This window comes from Bacillus sp. TH22, from assembly GCF_016651015.1.
GTDB classification, from domain to species: Bacteria; Bacillota; Bacilli; order Bacillales; family Bacillaceae_G; genus Bacillus_A; species Bacillus_A mycoides.
Map to the genome: position 1 here is coordinate 223,641 of NZ_JAEKER010000001.1, position 20,575 is coordinate 244,215.

Below are 20,575 nucleotides of genomic sequence, written 5' to 3' on the forward strand. Positions count from 1 at the left end.
GGGATTAGATGATGGGAGAAAATAAAATTATTAATGATTTTAAAGATTATTCAATGTGGATAACCACATTGAAAGGTATGAAAGAAGAATTGTGGACAGCGCCAATATCAGAGGGGAAATGGACTATTGGTGAGATTGTATCTCATATTATGAATTGGGATGACTATCTTTTACGTGAGACATTATCATCAGTGAGAGATGGACAGGGAATGGAGTTCCCTGACTTTGATACATATAATAAACTAGCCTCTAATTATGCAAAATCAGGTATATCTAAGATAAAACTTCTTGAAGAAGCACAAGCTAAAAGAGATTTACTTGTTCAAGAGCTTAACCGACTGTCTATTGGAAAGCTAAAGGAACATTTAACTTCCAATGGAGTATCATATTGTCCTCATACTGGAATGCCGTACTCTCTAATATATATTATTAAAGAATTCGTAGATCACGATAACCATCACAAAAGGCAGATTATTAATTTTTTAAATGAAAATCAAGTTGTTAACTGATAAAGAAAGATCCCGCGAATGATACTTGCGGGATCTTTTTTAATTATAATTTAACATTCATTTGTTTCAATAAAACCTTCGGATTACCTTTTACATAATAAAAATGTGGATTATTCTCATCATCGTAAAGCATAATGTAAGGTTTTTCATTAAGTGGGAGAAGGATAAGTACCTCATCAATTGTTGTATGTAACCATTGATTTGTAATAGAAACTGGTTTAGATAAAGGGATTTTTATCATGTGACCATCTTTTGGAACGACGTTTAAGTTTTTGAACGGGCCAGTAATGGATTTAGCATATTGAACAGCTTCTTTTTGAATAGGTGGATCTAAAGATTGTTTTTGAACGACCATTTCTTTTTTACAATCAAATACTTCAATTTGTTTATTTGTATTTGCGAACGCATTTGTTGATAATAAAAAGAAGAGAAGAGTAATGGCTCCTATTTTTTTGAACATGAAACAACACCTCACGCTTACTATACCCTCAAACGTTGTAAATATTTTTATGTCACATTGATGTAACAAAGAAGTTGTATGATAAAATTGATATTTGTTTATAAGTAACGGAGGAATTGTAATGAAAGTATTAATCGCGGATGATGAACAAGATATGCTGAAAATTTTAAAAGCATATTTTGAAAAAGAAGGCTTCGAAGTTTTATTAGCAAAAGATGGAGAGGAAGCACTTCAAATATTTTATGATGAGAAAATTGACTTAGCTATTTTAGACTGGATGATGCCGAAAAGTAGTGGTATTACTGTCTGTCAGGAAATAAAAAAGAATTCGAGTGTAAAAGTATTAATGCTTACTGCGAAAAGTGAAAGTGAAGATGAATTAGCAGCTCTTCAAAGTGGGGCAGATGAGTATGTGAAAAAACCATTTCACCCAGGAGTGCTAATTACGCGAGCGAAAAAGCTTGTACAGCATGAAGATGTTATTCAAGTTCAAGATTTAAAAATAGATTTCACTAAAAATAAAGTATATAAAAACGAGAAAGAACTAGACATTACAAAGACAGAATTACAATTAATAAAGTGTTTTTTAAATCATAAAGGCACGATTTTAACGAGGAAAAAGTTGTTAGATATCGTCTGGGGATTTGATTATTTTGGGGAAGAGCGAACGGTTGATACGCATGTAAGAAGATTACGTAAAAAAATAGGAGAAAATATTATAAAGACACATCGCGGTTTAGGATACAGTTTGGAGGAAGAGTGTGAATAAACTCGGTAAAAAGTTATTTTTCAGCATCTCTTTAACAGTCATCCTTATTTTTTCCATCTCTTTATTATTAATTAACTATTTTTTACCAAAATATAATGTGCACAAAACACGCGAAAGCTTAGAAGGCATTACAGCGCAAATCCAGTCAATACCGCGTAAAGAACTGGATGATGCTATAAATCGTATTGAAAATGAAGGTAATGTTACGATTGCTTATACATCAATAAATAGTTCAGAAGATGCTATTAATGAAGAATTACGCATGCAACTTACAAAAAAGAGAGTTGCATTGAATAAACTTTGGATTACAAAAGAAGAAATTACGAAAGTGAAGAACCTCGGACAATCGAATAAAATATATGATCAAGAAAAGATAAAATCTAGTTTTTTTGCGAAATACATTGCGAAAGATGATATGTTGATTTTAGTAGGAGTTTCTATAGCACATTCAAATGAAGTAATTAAAACGCTTAACTCATTTTATTTATACATTTTGGGATTCTCACTACTTCTTATTATTGTGCTCGTCTGGATTTTTTCAAAAACAATCACTACACCACTGAATGAATTGAGTGATGTCGCAGAAGATATTTCACGTCTGAAATTTAAACGGACGAAAGTTAAAACGAATGATGAAATAGGTGATTTAGCAAATAGTATAAACATTATGAGTGATAAATTACAGGAAGCACATCAAGATTTAACAGATCGAAATGACCACTTAAAACGATTTATGGGCGATGTAACTCATGAATTAAAAACACCAATCGCATTAGTAAAAGCATATTCTATGGGAATAAAAGACGGTTTAGATGATGGCACATATGTTGATACAATCATTAAACAAACAGATCAAATTTCAAATTTAATTGAAGAGTTATTGCGATTTTCTAAACTAGAAAGAGATATTTTACAAAAAGAAGAATTCCCTATTGAACCACTAGTACAAAGTATAATAGATAAGCATAAGATTGAACTGGAGTCGAAAGAAATCAAGTTGCAAGTGAACTATAGTGTTGGTGACACGATTGTTTATGCTGATTTAAATAAAATGAGAATGGTCTTTCAAAATTTAATTTCTAATGCGATAAAATATACAACGAATCAAAATATAAAAATCACATTAGAAGAGAAAAATGGCATTGTGTATTTTCAAATTCAAAATGGTATTGCTGCTGAGGTAATTAAAGAGATAGATAAAATTTGGGAGCCTTTTTACGTATTAGAATCTTCTCGCAGTAAAGAAAAATCAGGTACTGGATTAGGATTAGCGATTGTAAAAAGTATATTAGAAAGACATGGTTTTGAATACGGAGTTTCGGTAGAAGATGGAGAAATACAATTTTATATGTATATAGAAAGGAACTAATTGTTATTAGTTCCTTTTCTATTATCTTGAAAGATTCGAATGTTTTACAAATTTCTCAACTTTCCATAAAATATAAACTGAATTTTCTGTAATTTTAATGTATAGTAAAAGAAGGAATATATGGGGAGGGAAGGGCATGAGGAAAAAGAAATTAGCAATAACACTTTCAACTATATTATCTTTAACAATTACTTCAGGAGTTTCTAGTATGACTGCACATGCAGAAAATAAGGAAGGGAGCTCTGTAAAAGGGAGTGATATTAAGTTAAATGGTCAAATTTCAGAAGCTTTAACTCCAAACACAAAAATTCAATTGGAAAATGGGATGACAAAACCAATCTATTCTCTTGATGAAGCAATTATTGAAAATTTATTTGTAGAGACAGAAGTCGATAGTGATAGAGATGGTAAAAAAGATCGTGTATCAGTAAAGGTTATGCGTCCAAAGACGAATCCAGATGTGAAAGTCCCCGTTATTTATGAAATGAGTCCATATCGATCTGGATTAAAAGATGTTCCTGTTTATAATGTTGATGAAGAATTGTATGCGTATGAAGGAAAACCGTATGGGGCAGTTAATCTTGGATCTTATGGTAATTATTATGTTCCGAGAGGATATGCAGTCATTTTAGGTGAAAGTATCGGAACTGGAAAATCAGATGGATGTCCGACAACTGGAGATGAGCAAGAAATACTTGGGACGAAGTCTGTAATTGATTGGGTGAATGGTCGTGCAAAAGCATATACAGAGGATGGTAAGGAAGTAAATGCGAATTGGTCTACGGGAAATGTAGGGATGACAGGAGTTTCTTATAATGGTACGTTACCAAATGCTGTCGCAACGACAGGAGTGGAAGGGTTAAAAACAATTATTCCAATCGCAGCGATTAGTAGTTGGTATGATTATTATCGTGCAAATGGGGCGGTTATTGCGCCGGGTGGTTATCAAGGAGAAGATACAGATAATATGGCTGAAGCAGTACTAACAAGAAAGAACCCTGAAGTTTGCGGGCAAATTATTAAAGAACTAACAGCTGGACAAGATCGTAAAACAGGCGATTATAACGATTTTTGGGATAAACGTAACTATGTAAAAGATGTTAAGAATGTGAAGGCTAGTGTGTTTGTTGTTCACGGTTTAAATGATTGGAATGTAAAAACGAAGCAGTTCTCACAGTGGTGGGAAGCTCTTGGCGAAAATAATGTTCCTCGTAAAATGTGGTTACATCAAGGTGGACACGGCGGAACATCAAGTAATAACTGGCAACAAACCCAAAATAAATGGTTCGATTATTGGTTATATGGAATTGAAAATGGAATTATGGATGAACCGATGGTAGATGTACAACGTGAAAATAAATCGTGGCAAAAAATAAAAAATTGGCCAGATCCAGCAGCTGTACCATCAAAAGTCCGTATGTATTTAAGTAATAAAGCAGTCAATCTACCATTAAGTATGGGATCAGTAAACAATGTTTTCTCATTAGTAGATGATGCCAAAATAAAGTCAAATCAACTAGTAGAAAACCCTGAGTTAGAAATAGCGAATCGATTAGTATATACAATGCCTGTACTGCAAAAAGATATGCGAATAAGTGGTACGCCTAAAATTTCAATAACAGGAAATATTGATCGATCTGTTTCAAATTTAACAGCTTTACTTGTTGATTATGGCGGAGCGAGGCCTGAAATTGTAACGAGAGGTTGGATGGATCCGCAAAACTTAAATAGTATAGAAAATTCAACAGCGATTCAACCTGGTAAAGATTACACATTTACATGGGACATGCAGCCAGATGATTATGTATTTAAAGCAGGGCATCAAATGGGGGTTGTTTTAATCGCAAGTGATTACGATTATACAATTAGACCGAAAGCAGGAACGAAGCTAACGGTGAAATTGAGTGAAGTGACATTGCCGATTGTGAAATAAATAGTTTTTGATAAAGAGCTTACTATAGTAAGCCCTTTGTTTATAATCAGAATTTTCAACTTTTATATGTTCAATCGCGAGGAAATAGTATACAATGTAAATATATTACATGGAAAGTGAGTGGTAAATTATGACAGTCAGCTCTTTCGAATTCTCATTAAAATTTGAGGTACGGAAAGATTAAGTAAATTAGAATCTTCCGTACACATAAAACGGAGGAGAAAATAAATGTTTAGTTTTTATAGTACACTTTGTACAGAACTATATGATTTTACAAAACCTGTCGGTTATTCTTTAAATGGTGATATTGAGTATTACCAAGAACGTTTAAATAATTGTGGGGGAAGAATTCTCGAAGCGGCAGTAGGATCAGGGCGTGTCATTATTCCACTTCTTGAAGTTGGATTTAAAGTTGATGGGATAGATTATTCAACTGAAATGCTAGATTCTTGCCGTAAGCGTTGTAAAGAGAGAGGCTTAAACCCTAATTTATACCAAGGAAGCTTACAACAATTTTCATTACCATATAAATATGAGGCGATAATAATTCCTACCAGATCCTTTTGTTTAATTGTAAATCGTGATGATTCTATAAACGCTTTGAAATGTTTTTATGAACATCTTAATCCAGGTGGGCGTTTAATTGTAGACCTTGGACTTCCGTATGATTGGAAGACGGGTGAGATTCATACATCGACTTTTTCCTTACCAAGCGGAGACGGGATTACATTAGAAAATAAATCAATTGAAATAGATTGGCTTAACCAAGTAACTGTATCATATTTAAAATACGAAAAATGGAGTAAAGGACAGTTAGTACAAACTGAACTACAACGTTTTGCAATGCGGTGGTATGGAATAGAAGAGTTTAAACTCCTTTTAGAAAGTATAGGTTTCACTGACATTACTTGCTCTGCTGACTATGTTTGTGAAAAGCAACCGTCAAATGCAGAACAAATTATTACTTTTGAAGCTGTACGAAAGGAATAATATAGGAATTATTCATGAAAATAAGGCAATCGACACAACATCGACTGTCTTATTTTCAATGTTAGGATATGTTTTATTTCATTGTTTATAGAGGGAAATCGGAGGAAAACAAATGAAATTCATCTTAATATTTGGCCCGCAAGCAGTCGGGAAAATGACAGTCGGACAAGAATTAGCGAAACTAACAGATTTGAAAATTTTTCATAATCACATGACCATTGATTTAGTAAGTCCATTTTTTGATTACAGTACAAAGGAAGCAAAAAGATTAGTAAGTTTGTTTCGTAATGAAATATTTGAAGAAGTGTCTAAAAGTGATTTATACGGAATGATTTTTACATATGTATGGGCATTTGACCTTCAATCGGATTGGGAGTACATAAACCATGTAGTAAGTATTTTTGAATCAAAAGGCGCAGCAGTATATTTTGTAGAGCTCGAGGCAGAATTAGATGAAAGATTAGAGCGAAATAAAAGTCCACATAGACTAGAGCATAAACCGAAAAAAGAGACATTGAATGGTCTGAAAAAAATTTAAAAGAAACGATGACAAAACATAGATTAAATTCATTTCATGATGAAATTGAAAAAGAAGAGTACATAAAAATTAATAATACTCATTTGAGTGCTAAAGAAGTAGCTGTAATGATTAAGGAAAAATTCCGATTGTAAAATACTTAAATGCTGTTACGTTTTCATTGTCCAAGCATTCTCCTACTAACTACATATACTATTTATATTAAGGACGGTCACTAATTTATTGAGAAACCGTCATTTATATATAAATGACAACTTTGGAAGGAGGTAAGAAAAATTTGGAAAATGAACAGCCAGGAAGAATTGAAAATCAAGTGTATTCTAATCGAGTCGTAAGATCAGAATTTGATAAGCATTGGGAAACTTGTATTTCAAAAAGTGGTTATGTAATCTATGTAGCGACAAGTGATCATGCTGAAGTAATAGTTTTACTTTCAGATGGTTCAAGTAAATTATTAATCTTCGAAAAAGGCGGTAAAGTAATAGTAGGCGGTGGTGGAACAAGCCATTATAGTAAACCGCATATTGCAAGAAACATTTAATGTAAAAATGATAATTGAGAAGACGCTGGCAACCTTATAGTCTTTAATTTGTATATAGGGATGTTAATCATAAAGTAAGTTTTTGTTTTAGATTCTGGCGTTTTTTGTAACAAAATAAGATGAAAAAGATCTTTAACGTATAAAGGTCTTTTTTTGTTTTATTCACATATAAAATTAATGGAGGTGAGCTAATAATGAAAAATAGTGGAGTAACCTATGTTCTTTCGGGAATTCTCCTATTCGGTCTTACATATATAACTTCCGCAATTTACGCGGGTTCATTAGAAATTTGGGATAGACCAAGCGGAAAATTCTTTACTGCATTTTATGAAATCCAGGGTACAATTTTATCGGTAATTTCAATTTGTTTTATTATAGCAGGGATATACTGTATACATAAAAAAGTGTAGTGAAAAACAATCAGCCTTTCATGTATAGTACATGAAAGGCTGATTGTTTTTATGTGTTGAAGGAGTCTTTTAGAAGAATTGTAGTTTTTAGATTGATAGTTAAAACTGTAACAGCTTATGTATAATTAATATCATTTTGTCAAATGAATGTCACATAAAAGTCTTATAGTGTATATAGAAAGTGAAACATATACAAAGCAGGAGATGAAATGATGAAAAAGGCACTACAATATATATTCATATTATTTACGTTATTTACTTTAAGTTATGTAATTTATATTAACTATGAAAAGCAGAAAGAGATTAAAAATAATAAACAAGTAATTAGTGAAGTTGCAAAGAGGTATGATATTCCAGATTGGATACCATTATCAATTGCGGATCATGAAACAAAATTTAACCGAAAAGCAATAGGAGATAACGGGACATCTTTCGGATTATTCCAATTACATCGTGGTGGATTAGCACCAGCGCAATCATCGGAAGAGAGTTTAGTGGATTCGCGTATAAATACAACGATAGCAATTTCAAGTATGGTCAAATCGTATGAGCGTGGTGTGAAAAAAGGACTGCAGGATTGGGAGTTGCTTAAATATGTTGCTAATACATCAGGGTGGCCAGGAAATTTAGGGGGAGAATGGACAGATAATAATACGAAATATAATAAAGGGCTAGAACAATCATATCAATTATATAAAAAAGAGAAGTAGATATAAAAAGGCATTTTCAATTTGGGGAAATGCCTTTTTTATGTTATAGTATAAAAGTGTTTGGGCGTTATGTTATTTCGATATATCTTCAAATTTGTTATGTAGTATTTTTATATTAAATAACTACTAAAATCATTTTTTTATATAAGGAGTAAGAATAGGAATATGAAAAATATAGATTTTATACTAGAAAGTGATGAAACATTAAAACCGTCAGAACGATTAGTACTATTATTATTAGAGAAGCATAGAATGTTATATACGAACGATCTATTAGCTCTTTCAAATTTATCATATAAAACATTAACAGATTCACTAACAGCACTCGTTTTAAAGTCTTATGTTTTAAAGGATACAGGTAAGGGAAGAAGGCAGAATTGTTATAGATTAGTATGATAAGCGTACTGCTATAGATTCTTGTCACATATGTATTTTTCAAATGTAAGGATAAATGCCATTTTTATTTTTAAATGATAAAAACTATTAATTTAAGTAAATAGCCGGTTTTGATATGTAAAGAGTTTATGGCTGCTAAATATATAATTTCATTTCATTTTTATTAATGTTTATTAGTTGTAAGTGAAAATGATATTTTTTTAAACAATTATAAAAATGAAATTCAAAAACAATCTACTCATTAGAGTGGGTTGTTTTTTTATTAGGATAGCGAATTGTAAAAATAATATTATTATGTAAACTTAATTATTTAGAAAGGAACATGTGATTATTAATGGAATTTATTAAGGGGTACTTAATATTTGTATACATGGAGGTTCATTATGGAACAAATCATATCAATATCACAAGCAGTCATAAGAGGGGAAAAAGAAAAGGTAGTAGAAATCATTAATACGGATCCAAGTGTTGTTAACGAATTTAGTGAAGATGGTCGGACACCACTTCATTTAGCAGCTTATTTTGGACAGAAAGAACTAGCAAGCTTCCTTTTAGAACAGGGTGCAGATATACATATTAGAGCAAAAAACGAAAATGAAAATACGCCACTTCAAGCAGCAATTGCGAACAAACAAAGCGAGCTTGTAGCTTTCTTAATTGAAAAGGGATCAGATGTGAATGCTGTGCAAAGTGGTGGCTGGACAGGACTTCATGAAGCGGCGTTATTAGGAAATGAAGAAATCATTATATTACTTCTTGAAAATGGTGCTAATAAAATGATTAAGAAAAATGATGGGAAAACCGCATATGATATTGCTTTAGAAAAAGGGCATGAATCCCTATTACATCATTTGCAAGAGGAAGTGAGCTTATGATTAGCCACTGGAATGTAGGGATTTTTCTTTTTAATGAAGTGGAAGTGTTAGATTTTGCTGGTCCATTTGAAGTTTTTTCCGTTACAGCAACAAGTGAAGGTCAACCATTTACAGTTCATACTGTTAGTCAAGATGGAGAAATGATTACAGCGAGAAATGGATTAAAGGTACAACCGGACTATAGTATCGAAAACTTGCCTCCAGTTGATATTTTAATTATTCCTGGTGGGTTAGGTGTTAGAGAAAACGAAATGAAAAATGAAATAATAACAAATTGGATCCGTGAGCAAATGAAAGAAGTAAAGTTAATGACTTCTGTTTGTACCGGTGCGCTTTTACTTGCGAAAGCTGGATTACTCGATGGCTTCAAAGCGACAACACATTGGGCAAGTATTGAAAGTTTTAGAAATGATTTTCCGAATGTGGAAGTATTAGAGAATGTAAAGTTTGTAGATGAGGGGCATATTATTACGTCTGGAGGAATTTCAGCTGGAATTGATATGTCATTTCACATTGTGAGAAATTTGTTAGGTGCTCGGGTTGCTGAAGAAACAGCGAAGAGGATGGAATATGATATTGATTTACAATATTAAAAGTAAAACAAGACCAGCAGTTGGATATTTCCAGCTGCTGGTATTGTTTTATATTGACTGAATATGCGCTAATTCCTCATCTGTAAGAATCGGACGGATAGACGAGTCTGCATTTTCTTTCGCTTGTTTTTCTGTTTTTGCGCCAGGAATTGCGACCGATACCGCTGGATGAGTGAGGACATAACGAAGTGCAAGTTGCCCTAAGGTTTGATTTTCATTTGAGAGTAATCGTAGTTTCTCTACTTTTTGTAAATCTTCTTGAAACCACTTTTCTTTTGGCCATTCTTTGCGTAAATCTCCGTCAAGAAAAGTTGTTTTATTTGTAAATTTTCCAGTTAATATCCCCATTTTTAAAGGGCCGCGTATAACAGCTCCTAAATTGTTCTCCTGTAGGTAGGGCAGTATGTCGTTTTCTGGTTTTCGGTTTAATATGTTGTAATCAAGTTGCACAACATCAATTTCATCGTTTTTATTGAAGTGTTTTATATATTGTATGTCGTGAGTTGAAACACCAACAGCTCTTACTTTTCCGTCCCGTTTTAATATTTCAAATGCTCGTAAAAATGCTTCTGTTTCTTCTTGTTTATCCCACCAAATGTGACAGAAATAAACATCAATATAATCTGTTTCTAGGCGCAGTAAGCTAGTTTCAAATACTGCGATCACTTTTTCTGCAGTATTATAAACAGGCTCTCCACTTGGATCATAGTGATGCCCAATTAAACCGCCTTTCGTTGATAAAACGATATTATTACGGTGCTCTCTTATTGCTTGAGTTACTAACCTTTCACTATGTCCTAATCCGTATACATCAGCAGTATCAATAAAGTTTACGCCACATTCAATTGCTTTTTTCATAGCGGTTATAGATTGTTTGTCGTTAACAGGACCCCATTCATCGCCGCCAATCGCCCACGCTCCAAAGCCAATTTCAGAAACAGTAATTCCAGTTTTACCTAATGTACGGTAGTGCATCATTTTTCCTCCTTGTAAGCATGTTATAACATCGGTATGCAAAACTAGAATTTATATGTGTAAAAATGTTTTCTACAATTGGGGAAAAAGAATAACATAAACTACTATTTTATAGCAGCATAAATAAAAATTCTCATTTTAAATACAGAGATGTCGTCGAACGCTATCTCTAATTGGTTAATTTGTGAGATTTTTTTGTGAAGGAGGTTATTTTATAAGAATAGAATTTAAGTTAGTAAGAGATCGTACCTATGGTAGTGAGAAAATATGGGTTAGGGGGATTTGAAAATGAGGAAACTCAAAAGAGTCAATGTTCCTAATATACCAGAGCAACTATCACAGCCTAACGACAAGCGAACTATAAATAAGAAGAAGTTAAGGCGTTTTATTTTCATGTTCATTTTTATTGCTGCGACTACTTTGTACGTTCAATATATTTTAACGAAACAACAAGAAGTAATTAATGGCAAAAAAATACAATAACAAATCAAAAGAAACAATTAGTTTCTTTAAAGAAAGATCAAGGTTCTTTAAAGACTAACATTGAGAATTTAACCGATAATGAAGAAGAGATTTTAAAGTTTGCTAGAAAAGAGTATCAATTTTCTAAGTCAAACGAAACAATATTCGTATTGCCAAAGTGAAGTGGTGGAACAGTTAGCGATAGCTAACTGTTTTTTGATGTATGAGGGAAAAGTTGTTTGTAGTGTGAATGTCATGGTACAAGGAGCAATGACATATTGTAAAAATGAGAAGTTTGAGCCGATTTTAATTGTTTCAAGAGATTTTCATAATTATGGAATATATGTCAAAATAAATATTGTTAAAATTCTGTCAATTGTATATAATACAAGGTAATCGGATACATTTTTTAATCAACGTTGAGTTAACAGCTTATACGTCTGTTAAGAAAACCGTTATCCTCGTATAAGAAAGGAAGATAGCTGTGTACGCTTCAAATACAATTTACGTCGTAGGGGATGCGAAAGCACCTCAAAATAATCCCATTACCGAAAAGTTCAAAAGTTATTTTGTAGCATTTGTACTTGAGAAGGATACAGGGGAAATTGTAGATGCAGATTGCTCAGCCACAATTACATTAACATCTCAATTTGTTAAATATTTGTTTCTACATAAAAATATTAATGACCCAAGCATTAGTAACAGAAATAAAAAATCGGTACTTCGGTTCGTCTCAAAAGGCGCTACTTGTAGCGCTAAAGGATGCACAGAAAAAATATAATCAGATCGCTGCTTTGTCTACCCATTCATAGACAAAATCCAGCCGTAAGAATCTTCTTATGGCTGGATTTTTTTGTTTCGCATTAACGGAAAAGCCACCCGGATATTAAAGTATCACTCTATAAACAATGAAAGGATGAACAAAATGAAAATTACCGATGTGAAGGTAAACCGCCGACATGTAAAGCTTCATACACCGTTTAAAACTGCGCTTCGCACTGTAACGGAAATCGAAAGTATAGATGTGTTTATTCATACAGATGAAGGGATTGTTGGAAAAGGAGCTGCTGCAGCAACACCGGTTATTACAGGTGATTTTGCCAACGGGATTGAGGAAGCAATATTAGGGCCAATTCGCTCCGTATTAGTTGATAAAGATGTGCTGCAATTTCAAACGTTATTGTTACACATTCAAATGAGCTGTATAGGAAATACAAGTGCGAAAGCGGCGGTAGATATGGCTTTATACGATGTATATTGTCGATTTCACAACATACCGTTATATGCATTGTTAGGTGGGAAGAAAGAGATTTATACTGATATTACAGTAAGTGTTGATGAGCCTTTATTAATGGCAAAAGAAGCGAAAAAGCATATCGAAAAGGGATTCCAAACATTAAAAATTAAGGTGGGTAAAGAGGCACATTTAGATTTAGAACGCATAGAGGCAATTCGAAATGTAGTACCAAAGAATACGACGTTACGTTTAGATGCAAATCAAGGATGGAAACCGAAAGAAGCGGTTTCTATTATTAGAGAAATGGAGAATAGAAATTTAAATATAGAATTTGTAGAACAACCAGTTCATGCGAAAGATTGGGAAGGATTAAAGTACGTGAAGGACAATGTACAAACGCCTATTATGGCAGATGAAAGTATGTTTTCGGCAAGAGACGCATTAAAGATTGTCCAAGGAGGATATGCAGACCTACTTAATATTAAATTAATGAAATGCGGCGGCATACGAGAAGCATGGAAAATTGCGGATATTGCGGAAGCAGCAGGTGTGAAATGTATGGTCGGAAGTATGATGGAATCTTCACTTTCAGTTAGTGCTGTCGCCCATTTAGCTGCGGCTCATCCGAATATTCATTACTTTGATCTTGATGCACCGTTATGGTTAGTAGAAGAGCCAGAAGGGATGACTTACACTGGTCCAAAGGTAAACCTGCATTCTATAGTGAATATACAATCTTAGAAGTAGTACCTAGTAAACTATCTTATAAGGGGGATATATATGAAAAAAGTAGGAACTGCATTTTTAACAACTTTATTTATATTTTCATCGTTTACTTCGGTGAATGCTGAGGAGAAGAAGGGTAGTAAAGCATTTATAGATGTATCTGCTGCAACGTTATGGACTGCACCAGATTCATTACGACCAATTGATGCACCGAGTGCGACAAATCCAGTTGATTTATGGAAGTGGACGAAATCAATGACGCTAGATGAGAAGCTTTGGTTAACGAGTGCAAATAAATTAGAAACGCAAGCGCTACTCGGTCAAGAAGTAACAGTAATTGATAAAAAAGGTGATTGGGTAAAAGTACTAGTGCACGGACAGCCAACGCCGCGAAATGAAGAAGGGTATCCAGGGTGGATGCCTGAAAAACAATTAACGTATAATCAGGAATTTGCAGATAAAACAAACGAAGCTTTTGTATTAGTAACGAAACCGACAGCAATTGTATATATTAACCCTTCTGAAAAACATAAATCGCTTGAAGTCAGCTATAATACGCGTTTACCGCTATTAAGTGAAGATACGATCTCATACCGCGTATTGTTGCCAAATGGTCAGAAGGCGTGGCTACGGAAAAATGATGGAACTGTTTACCATTCTCAAAATGATATTCCAACTCCAACCGCTGATGACTTAATAAACACTGGAAAAATATTTTTAGGATTACCGTATATATGGGCTGGTACAAGTGGTTTTGGATTTGATTGCTCTGGATTTACACATACGATTTATAAATCACATGGCATTACAATACCGAGGGATTCTGGGCCACAATCAAAAGCAGGAATTGCGGTTGATAAAGAAAACCTACAAAAGGGCGATTTAATATTCTTTGCACATAATCAAGGAAAAGGTAGTGTTCATCACGTTGCCATGTATATTGGTGATGGAAATATGATTCACTCTCCAAAGGCTGAAAGATCGGTAGAAATTATACCGCTAAATACACCAGGATATATAGAAGAATACGCTGGTGCTCGTCGTTACTTACCTTAAAAAAGATAGGGGGGCTTTATATGAAAAAGGTTGTTCGCTACTCATTAGTTAGTACTCTACTTGTATCTTCATTTTTAGTAGGCTGTGCTAAAGAAAAAACAGCTACAAAGCCGAAAGATGAGAAGAAAGTATTACAACTACTAGAAACGGGTGAAATTCCATCATTAAATTCAGGGAAAGTAACAGATGCGGTATCATTTAACGTTTTGAATAACGTAATGGAAGGATTATTCCGTTTATCGAAAAATGATGAAGTGATTCAAGCGGGAGCACAAAAATATGAAGTGAGTAAAGATGGTAAGACATATACATTCCACTTACGTGATGCGAAATGGTCTAACGGAGATACAGTAACAGCTCATGATTACGTATATGCTTGGAAGCAACTTATAAATCCAGATACAGCCTCTCAATATGCATATATCGCGTACGATGTGAAAAATGCGGAGAAGATAAATAAGAAACAATTAGGCTTAGAAGAATTAGGTGTGAAAGCAAAGGATGATAAAACGTTCGTTGTAGAGCTGGAACATCCTGTACCGTATTTTACGAAACTACTCATTTTACCATCTTTCTATCCAATTAATGAAAAATATGCGAAGGAGCAAGGTGATAAATACGGGTTAGAGGCAAATAAAGCGATATATAATGGGCCGTTTACATTATCAGAGTGGAAGCACGAAGCGAGCTTTACAATGAAGAAAAACGATAAATATTGGGATAAAAAAGAAGTGAAGTTAGATGAAGTAAACTATCAAATTGTTAAAGAAATTTCAACTGCGGTAAATTTATATGAGACAGATAAAGTTGATAGAGCTGTCATTTCAACAGAATTCGTAGATAAATATAAAAACAATAAAGAGTTGAAACAATATACAGATCCGGTTATGTATTTCTTCCGTTTCAATGAAAATGTGCCGATTCTTAAAAATAAAAATGCACGTCTTGCGCTAAGTACAGTGTTTGATAAAAAGGGCTTGGCGACATCATTTTTAAATGACGGATCAGTTGCTGCGAATTATTACGTACCAAAAGGATTTTTAAAAGGACCAGATAAGAAAGATTTTAGAAGTACGGCAGGTGAGTTTAATAAGACGGATGTAAAACAAGCGAAAGAATATTGGGAAAAGGCGAAGCAAGAGACAGGCACAAATGAAGTGACGTTAGAACTATTAAACTATGACTTAGAGAACTTTAAAAAGGTAGGCGAATATATTAAAGAACAGCTTGAGAAAAACTTACCGGGGCTAAAAGTAAATGTGAAATTACAACCACATACGCAAAAACTAGCGTTAGAGAAGAAAAAAGAATACGAAATGTCGTTATCACGTTGGTTACCTGATTATCCAGATCCAATGACATACTTAGAAGTTTTCCTTTCGGGAAGTACCGTAAATAATACAGGATATGCAAATCCAGAATACGACGCTTTAATTAAGAAGATTAAAACAGAGTTAGGTAATGATGAAAAAGCTCGTTGGAAAGCACTACAAGATGCGGAAAAAGTGCTCCTTGATGATGCGGTAATTGCACCAGTATTCCAGCGCGGTCTTTCTTACTTACAAAAACCATATGTGAAAGAATTATATGTACATCAATTCGGTCCAGCTACAAGTTTAAAATGGGCAGATGTACAAAAATAAAGTGATGGAGAAACAGACTTCACGTATGTGATAGTCTGTTTTTTCTTATAGCTTCAAATGAATTATAGACATTTTATAAGTTTTTTCATAGCTTAAAAATAAAATTATTACATAAATTCCAGTGTGAAATTTATGTAGAATCTTGTATAATTAAAATGTTTCTTTGGAAACATTTTCTTTCTCTATGAATGTATGAATTTGCAGAGAAAAGAGAGGAATACATACATGTATATAATAGATAAATAGAATGGAACATGTATAGAAAAAAGGAGAAAAATGATGACGTGTCATAAACAAGGGTTACAATTTATTCGTAATAGAAAGAGGAACAACCGATGAAGATGAAGCATGCTTTTGGTCCAATTATTTTAGCGTGTCTACTCTTTTTCATTGTATTGCTTATTCCATCTAAGAGTTTAGTATCACTAATAAGCGATAAAAAGATAGAAGATGCAGCAACTTCCTTACAAAAAGAGAAATTACAAAGTGTTTTCTTGCAACAGAAAATGTTAGAGAATTCGCAGTATTTACCGATGTATGGTTCATCAGAGTTTTTACGAATGGATGCATATCATCCATCTAACTATTTTAAAGTAAATCCAGCAGGTTTTACTCCATTTTTAATAGGGACTGGTGGTACGCAAAGCTTGGCTCATATATTAAATATGACGTCTACAATGGATGAATTAGAAGGTAAAAAGGTAGTCTTTGTTCTTTCACCACAATGGTTTACAAAAACCGGTGTATCACAAGGGGATTTTACAAATAATTTCTCCAAACAACAAGCCTATCACTTTATTTTTAATGACGAAATAAAGCCTGAAATGAAGAAAAAAATCGCGAAACGTTTACTAGATTATAAAGTTGTTCGTAAGGATGCGATATTAAGTAGTTCGCTAGAAAGTATTGTATATAACGATACAAAACATAACATAAAAGCTGGACTAGCTAAACCGCTAGCGTATATGTACCGGAACATTTTAGATCATAGAGATTTATTTAACTCTCTATTTAAGATCGAAGCGATGAAAGAGGAAACAAATATGGGATTACGTTCGCTTTCTTGGGAAGATGCACGTAAACATGCGGAACAAGAAGGTAAAGTAGGATCCACAACAAATACATTCGGAATTGAAAATCCATATTATTATAAACATAATTTAAAGAAAAAATTAAAAGGTTTAAAAAACTTTAGAGCAAATGAATCGTATGATGATTCACCAGAATATGATGACTTACAAATTGTTTTAGATCTTTTCAAAGAAAAAAATGTAAAACCACTCTTTATTTCTGTGCCTGTAAACGGACCGTGGTATGATTACGCTGGTTTCCCAAAAGAACGTCGTGATGTGTATTACAATAAGGTTCGCGATCAAGTTGAGAAAGCAGGATACCCAGTAGTCGATTTTTCTAGCCATGAATATGATAAGTATTTCTTAAAAGATACGATTCATTTAGGCTGGAAAGGATGGATCTATTTTGATGAAGCAGTGCAGAAGTTTTACTCTGAAAAATAATGCATAAACAATAGAAACAGGAATGGCAATAAAGCCGTTCCTGTTTTTTAGTATAGAGGATTTTGGTGTGGGCAATTTGGAAAGGCGTGTATATCTTGAATTTGTCTAAAGTCATAATGTTTCATGGCGAACTGGGTTTGGTAAAGGTATTCGTAAACAAATAATTGATTATTTTGAACGCCGCATAAAACGCCGGATGTCCCTTGCCCATTAATGAGAGAAACACCAACAGGGCGTCCGATTAAGTATGGTACTTTTTGCTGCCAATGCATAGGGAATCAATCCTTTTTGAGTTACTATACGTATTTTATGGTGGAATTGTTGCTTATCCATGTAAATCTTAGACTGGAGGGTTTTAATGAAATGTCTAGAAATCATTAATATGAATGAATTATTAGTGTGGAAGAGGAGTGCATTATGGAGAAAGGGAGGATTCTGGAAGAAAAGTTAAATCTAATAGAATGGTGCCAAACATTGAATGGAATATCGGAGGATATATGGTTTCAACCATTTAAAAAAGGTTCATGGGCAATTACGGATGTAATTTCACATTTTATTGTTTGGGATGAGTTTTTAATGAAGTATAGAATTTCATATTTTGTAAGCGGGAAATCTGTACATATCGTTCCAACAGGTGTTGAGGAAATGAATAAGGGTGAAATAAAATATGCAAGGTCTGGTATTTCAAAAGAAGAACTAATAGATCAATTTAGCTTTACTCGTAAACAATTAGTAGACCAAATTGAGCGAATTCCTGCTCGGAATTTTAATAATGACTATCAATTTGGTACAAAAAAATTGAGGTTAAATAATTATTTTTCATCACTTATCGAGCATGACTTAAAGCATAAAAAAGAAATAATACAATTTCTAATACATGATCAAGCCGATAATAAAAACCGCTATAATTCTTAATGAATTTATAGCGGTTTTTATTATAATCTTAAGCAAGATTTTCACGTTTTTTTGTCCACTTTTTTATTACGAAATATAAAAGTATAAGTACAACGCCACCGATAGCGAACGATTTCACATACGGTCCGAGCAATATCGTTAATATTCTCCCAATTTTCACCTAGTTTCTCACCTAAATAAATGAAAATGATAGACCAAGGGATGATCGCAAGTGCTGTTAATGTAGTGAAACGTAGTAATGGCATTTTTGTAATACCAGCAGGAATTGATATCGCATGACGAACGATAGGAATGAAACGTGCAGTGAAAATTACGCCAGTTCCGTAACGATTAAACCAATCTTCAGCAGAATCCATTTGTTTTTTATGTATGAAAATATACTTACCGTAACGTTCTAATACAGGGCGACCACCATATCGACCAATCCAGTAAACAAAGATTTGGGCAATAACACCACCAATTGTACCGAATATAACTGCGCCTACAAATGAGATACTACCATTGAATACTAAGTATCCCGCATAAGCAAGGACAATCTCACTTGGAATAATTTCAATCATAAGTCCGAGCATAATGCCCCAATAACCTAATCCTTCAAAAAACGTTAATACTGAGTGAATAAAACTACTTAACATTGTTGCACCTTCTAATTTATGAATTTTGAATATAAGCCCCTTTATTTAACAATATAAAAGGTTCACTATATGTAGATTATACCTTATTTATATAGGGGATTGCCATTTCAATTCTTTTATGTCTCTCATAAGTATTATAGTAAAGGATATAAGCCATGTTTTCATGAAGAGATAATGAAAAGATTATTAAAAATTTCTCATATATTAGTGAGAATAAAGGTGTCTACATAAAACTTTTTTAGTCACCGAAAAAGTTCATGAAAGGCAATTTCGAATTTCATGTGAGCTTAATAGTACAAAAGATATATTGATATAAAAAAACAGGAGCAAATTTGCTCCTGTTTTTTAAGGTTTCACATCTAAATTTTGTAAAAATAATGTTGCTGTCACATATCGTTTCGCTAGCATTTGTACATAAGCGGTATGTACAGAAAGTGTGGCGATAATAATAGCGTTACGAATTGCTTCGCGTTGTTCGTTATTAATTTGATCGAACTTACTTGCTATTTTATCAGCTTTTTCTTTTACGATATTTTCGATCGTATGAACTGTATCTGTAGCATTTAGTTGTAAACAATTCCCTTGATTCAGTTCTTCAAATAAAGAAGAATAAGCTACATATAAATGAAGAGGGTTAATTAAATCATCACTTCGATCGGCCGGGTCATTTACGATGAGTCGTAATAGTTTGCGAATAGATTCAAAATCAAGCGCTGTTTTTAAATCTTCGACAATGAATAGTAATGCTGCTTGTTCGATTGAGTATTTCTTCCCTTTTTGAGGGGAGCCAATCATTTCTTTTATATCTCGTTTCACCCAGTTTTGCATAGCAGTTACAGAGAAGCTTGTATTTTCAATCTGATTGCCAAGCGCAACTATTTCATTTAAAGAAAAACCGACATCTGTATCGTCAATCTTAATCAATTTTTCAAAAATAGGTGAAAGTGCGGTTGTAATAAAAGCAGTAACGCTTTGTCCGCTTTCAATATCTTTTTTATGTGACTTTGCCCAAGCTTCTTGTAAAATGCCGAGAGGCTTCTTCGTATTCCATCCTCTTAGTGATAGAAGGAGCGTTGCCATTTCGTTTCGTGTGAGATGAAATGTTTCCATCTTTTCACCTCCAAAATTATAAAAAGTTCTTATGAACTTATAATATGTTTTGTTTCATTTAAAGTCAATTCCGTTTTGCTTAATTTTTCCTATGTCATGAAATGTCGTAAGTAAATAATGCTTGCATATTTCGACAAAAGTTCATATAATAAGTTCATAAGAACCTTTAAAATGGTTTTAAAACAAATCTATCATTCTGAATTTAC

Annotated in this window: 21 protein-coding genes and 4 pseudogenes; 20 read left to right on the forward strand and 5 right to left on the reverse strand. The window is 33.3% G+C overall.

Annotated features, from left to right (window positions below; genetic code table 11):
- The first annotated feature begins 11 nt into the window (after positions 1 to 11).
- The gene (locus JFU18_RS01220; protein ID WP_201031218.1) at positions 12 to 509 is read left to right on the forward strand and encodes a DinB family protein; all 498 of its coding nucleotides are present in this window, start codon (positions 12 to 14) and stop codon (positions 507 to 509) included.
- Between the two features lie 43 nt (positions 510 to 552).
- Here JFU18_RS01220 and JFU18_RS01225 read toward each other — a convergent pair whose 3' ends face one another.
- The gene (locus tag JFU18_RS01225) at positions 553 to 969 is read right to left on the reverse strand and encodes a hypothetical protein (RefSeq protein ID WP_201050198.1); all 417 of its coding nucleotides are present in this window, start codon (positions 967 to 969) and stop codon (positions 553 to 555) included.
- Between the two features lie 121 nt (positions 970 to 1,090).
- On the opposite strand from JFU18_RS01225, the gene JFU18_RS01230 reads away from it, so the two are divergent.
- From JFU18_RS01230 to JFU18_RS01275, 11 genes and pseudogenes are all read left to right on the forward strand, one after another.
- A complete protein-coding gene (locus tag JFU18_RS01230; protein ID WP_000865958.1) occupies positions 1,091 to 1,738 on the forward strand; it encodes a response regulator transcription factor in 648 nt (215 codons plus the stop codon).
- Positions 1,731 to 3,107: a sensor histidine kinase gene (locus tag JFU18_RS01235; RefSeq protein ID WP_201033931.1), complete on the forward strand. Its 1,377-nt coding sequence runs from the start codon at positions 1,731 to 1,733 to the stop codon at positions 3,105 to 3,107. The genes JFU18_RS01230 and JFU18_RS01235 overlap by 8 nt, the downstream gene beginning before the upstream one ends.
- Before the next feature lie 136 nt (positions 3,108 to 3,243).
- Positions 3,244 to 5,040, forward strand: coding sequence for a Xaa-Pro dipeptidyl-peptidase (locus JFU18_RS01240; protein WP_201033930.1), 1,797 nt, complete (start codon positions 3,244 to 3,246; stop codon positions 5,038 to 5,040).
- 228 nt (positions 5,041 to 5,268) lie between these two features.
- On the forward strand, positions 5,269 to 6,030 hold the full coding sequence (locus JFU18_RS01245; protein WP_201033929.1) for a class I SAM-dependent methyltransferase: 762 nt from the start codon (positions 5,269 to 5,271) through the stop codon (positions 6,028 to 6,030).
- Between the two features lie 112 nt (positions 6,031 to 6,142).
- Positions 6,143 to 6,702 (forward strand): annotated as a pseudogene (locus JFU18_RS01250) (AAA family ATPase).
- A gap of 143 nt (positions 6,703 to 6,845) precedes the next feature.
- Positions 6,846 to 7,109 carry a hypothetical protein gene (locus JFU18_RS01255; RefSeq protein ID WP_002136786.1) on the forward strand — a complete coding sequence of 88 codons (264 nt, stop codon included), beginning with the start codon at positions 6,846 to 6,848 and terminating at the stop codon, positions 7,107 to 7,109.
- A gap of 194 nt (positions 7,110 to 7,303) precedes the next feature.
- Entirely contained in the window at positions 7,304 to 7,519 is a 216-nt protein-coding gene (locus JFU18_RS30295) for a hypothetical protein (RefSeq protein WP_002136785.1), read from the forward strand.
- A gap of 209 nt (positions 7,520 to 7,728) precedes the next feature.
- A complete protein-coding gene (locus JFU18_RS01260; RefSeq protein ID WP_201033928.1) occupies positions 7,729 to 8,229 on the forward strand; it encodes a lysozyme family protein in 501 nt (166 codons plus the stop codon).
- A 165-nt stretch (positions 8,230 to 8,394) separates the two neighbouring features.
- Entirely contained in the window at positions 8,395 to 8,625 is a 231-nt protein-coding gene (locus tag JFU18_RS01265; protein ID WP_000789035.1) for a hypothetical protein, read from the forward strand.
- A 383-nt stretch (positions 8,626 to 9,008) separates the two neighbouring features.
- Positions 9,009 to 9,500, forward strand: a complete 492-nt coding sequence (locus JFU18_RS01270; RefSeq protein WP_201050200.1) for an ankyrin repeat domain-containing protein — start codon at positions 9,009 to 9,011, stop codon at positions 9,498 to 9,500.
- Positions 9,497 to 10,093 carry a DJ-1/PfpI family protein gene (locus tag JFU18_RS01275; protein WP_201031213.1) on the forward strand — a complete coding sequence of 199 codons (597 nt, stop codon included), beginning with the start codon at positions 9,497 to 9,499 and terminating at the stop codon, positions 10,091 to 10,093. Before JFU18_RS01270 ends, JFU18_RS01275 begins: the two co-directional genes overlap by 4 nt.
- Before the next feature lie 48 nt (positions 10,094 to 10,141).
- Here JFU18_RS01275 and JFU18_RS01280 read toward each other — a convergent pair whose 3' ends face one another.
- Positions 10,142 to 11,068 (reverse strand): aldo/keto reductase, encoded by a 927-nt coding sequence (locus tag JFU18_RS01280; protein WP_033715770.1) that lies wholly within the window; start codon positions 11,066 to 11,068, stop codon positions 10,142 to 10,144.
- 288 nt (positions 11,069 to 11,356) lie between these two features.
- Between JFU18_RS01280 and JFU18_RS01285 the strand changes: the two are divergent.
- The 7 genes and pseudogenes from JFU18_RS01285 to dltD all read left to right on the forward strand — a co-directional run bounded on the left by JFU18_RS01285 (position 11,357) and on the right by dltD (position 17,709).
- Positions 11,357 to 11,712: pseudogene (locus tag JFU18_RS01285) on the forward strand (FtsB family cell division protein).
- Positions 11,651 to 11,926 carry a hypothetical protein gene (locus tag JFU18_RS01290; protein WP_113937479.1) on the forward strand — a complete coding sequence of 92 codons (276 nt, stop codon included), beginning with the start codon at positions 11,651 to 11,653 and terminating at the stop codon, positions 11,924 to 11,926. The pseudogene JFU18_RS01285 and the gene JFU18_RS01290 overlap by 62 nt, the downstream one beginning before the upstream one ends.
- A gap of 88 nt (positions 11,927 to 12,014) precedes the next feature.
- Positions 12,015 to 12,342 (forward strand): annotated as a pseudogene (locus JFU18_RS01295) (DUF3870 domain-containing protein).
- Between the two features lie 104 nt (positions 12,343 to 12,446).
- Positions 12,447 to 13,508 (forward strand): dipeptide epimerase, encoded by a 1,062-nt coding sequence (locus JFU18_RS01300; protein ID WP_176126856.1) that lies wholly within the window; start codon positions 12,447 to 12,449, stop codon positions 13,506 to 13,508.
- A gap of 39 nt (positions 13,509 to 13,547) precedes the next feature.
- The gene (locus tag JFU18_RS01305) at positions 13,548 to 14,549 is read left to right on the forward strand and encodes a C40 family peptidase (protein ID WP_201033927.1); all 1,002 of its coding nucleotides are present in this window, start codon (positions 13,548 to 13,550) and stop codon (positions 14,547 to 14,549) included.
- Between the two features lie 20 nt (positions 14,550 to 14,569).
- Positions 14,570 to 16,192 (forward strand): peptide ABC transporter substrate-binding protein, encoded by a 1,623-nt coding sequence (locus JFU18_RS01310; protein WP_201033926.1) that lies wholly within the window; start codon positions 14,570 to 14,572, stop codon positions 16,190 to 16,192.
- 335 nt (positions 16,193 to 16,527) lie between these two features.
- Complete coding sequence (gene dltD / locus JFU18_RS01315) at positions 16,528 to 17,709, forward strand: D-alanyl-lipoteichoic acid biosynthesis protein DltD (RefSeq protein ID WP_137058257.1); 1,182 nt, start codon at positions 16,528 to 16,530, stop codon at positions 17,707 to 17,709.
- Positions 17,710 to 17,756: 47 nt separating this feature from the next.
- Here the strand turns inward: dltD and JFU18_RS01320 are convergent, their stop codons facing one another.
- Entirely contained in the window at positions 17,757 to 17,981 is a 225-nt protein-coding gene (locus JFU18_RS01320) for a hypothetical protein (protein WP_085311582.1), read from the reverse strand.
- Positions 17,982 to 18,126: 145 nt separating this feature from the next.
- Here JFU18_RS01320 and JFU18_RS01325 point away from each other — a divergent pair, with 145 nt between their 5' ends.
- Positions 18,127 to 18,624, forward strand: coding sequence for a DinB family protein (locus tag JFU18_RS01325; protein ID WP_201033925.1), 498 nt, complete (start codon positions 18,127 to 18,129; stop codon positions 18,622 to 18,624).
- A gap of 28 nt (positions 18,625 to 18,652) precedes the next feature.
- Here the strand turns inward: JFU18_RS01325 and uptA are convergent.
- Both uptA and JFU18_RS01335 read right to left on the reverse strand, forming a co-directional pair.
- A pseudogene (uptA, locus tag JFU18_RS01330) lies at positions 18,653 to 19,259 on the reverse strand (undecaprenyl phosphate transporter UptA).
- Between the two features lie 345 nt (positions 19,260 to 19,604).
- The gene (locus JFU18_RS01335; protein WP_002085036.1) at positions 19,605 to 20,369 is read right to left on the reverse strand and encodes a DUF1836 domain-containing protein; all 765 of its coding nucleotides are present in this window, start codon (positions 20,367 to 20,369) and stop codon (positions 19,605 to 19,607) included.
- Positions 20,370 to 20,575 lie beyond the last annotated feature (206 nt).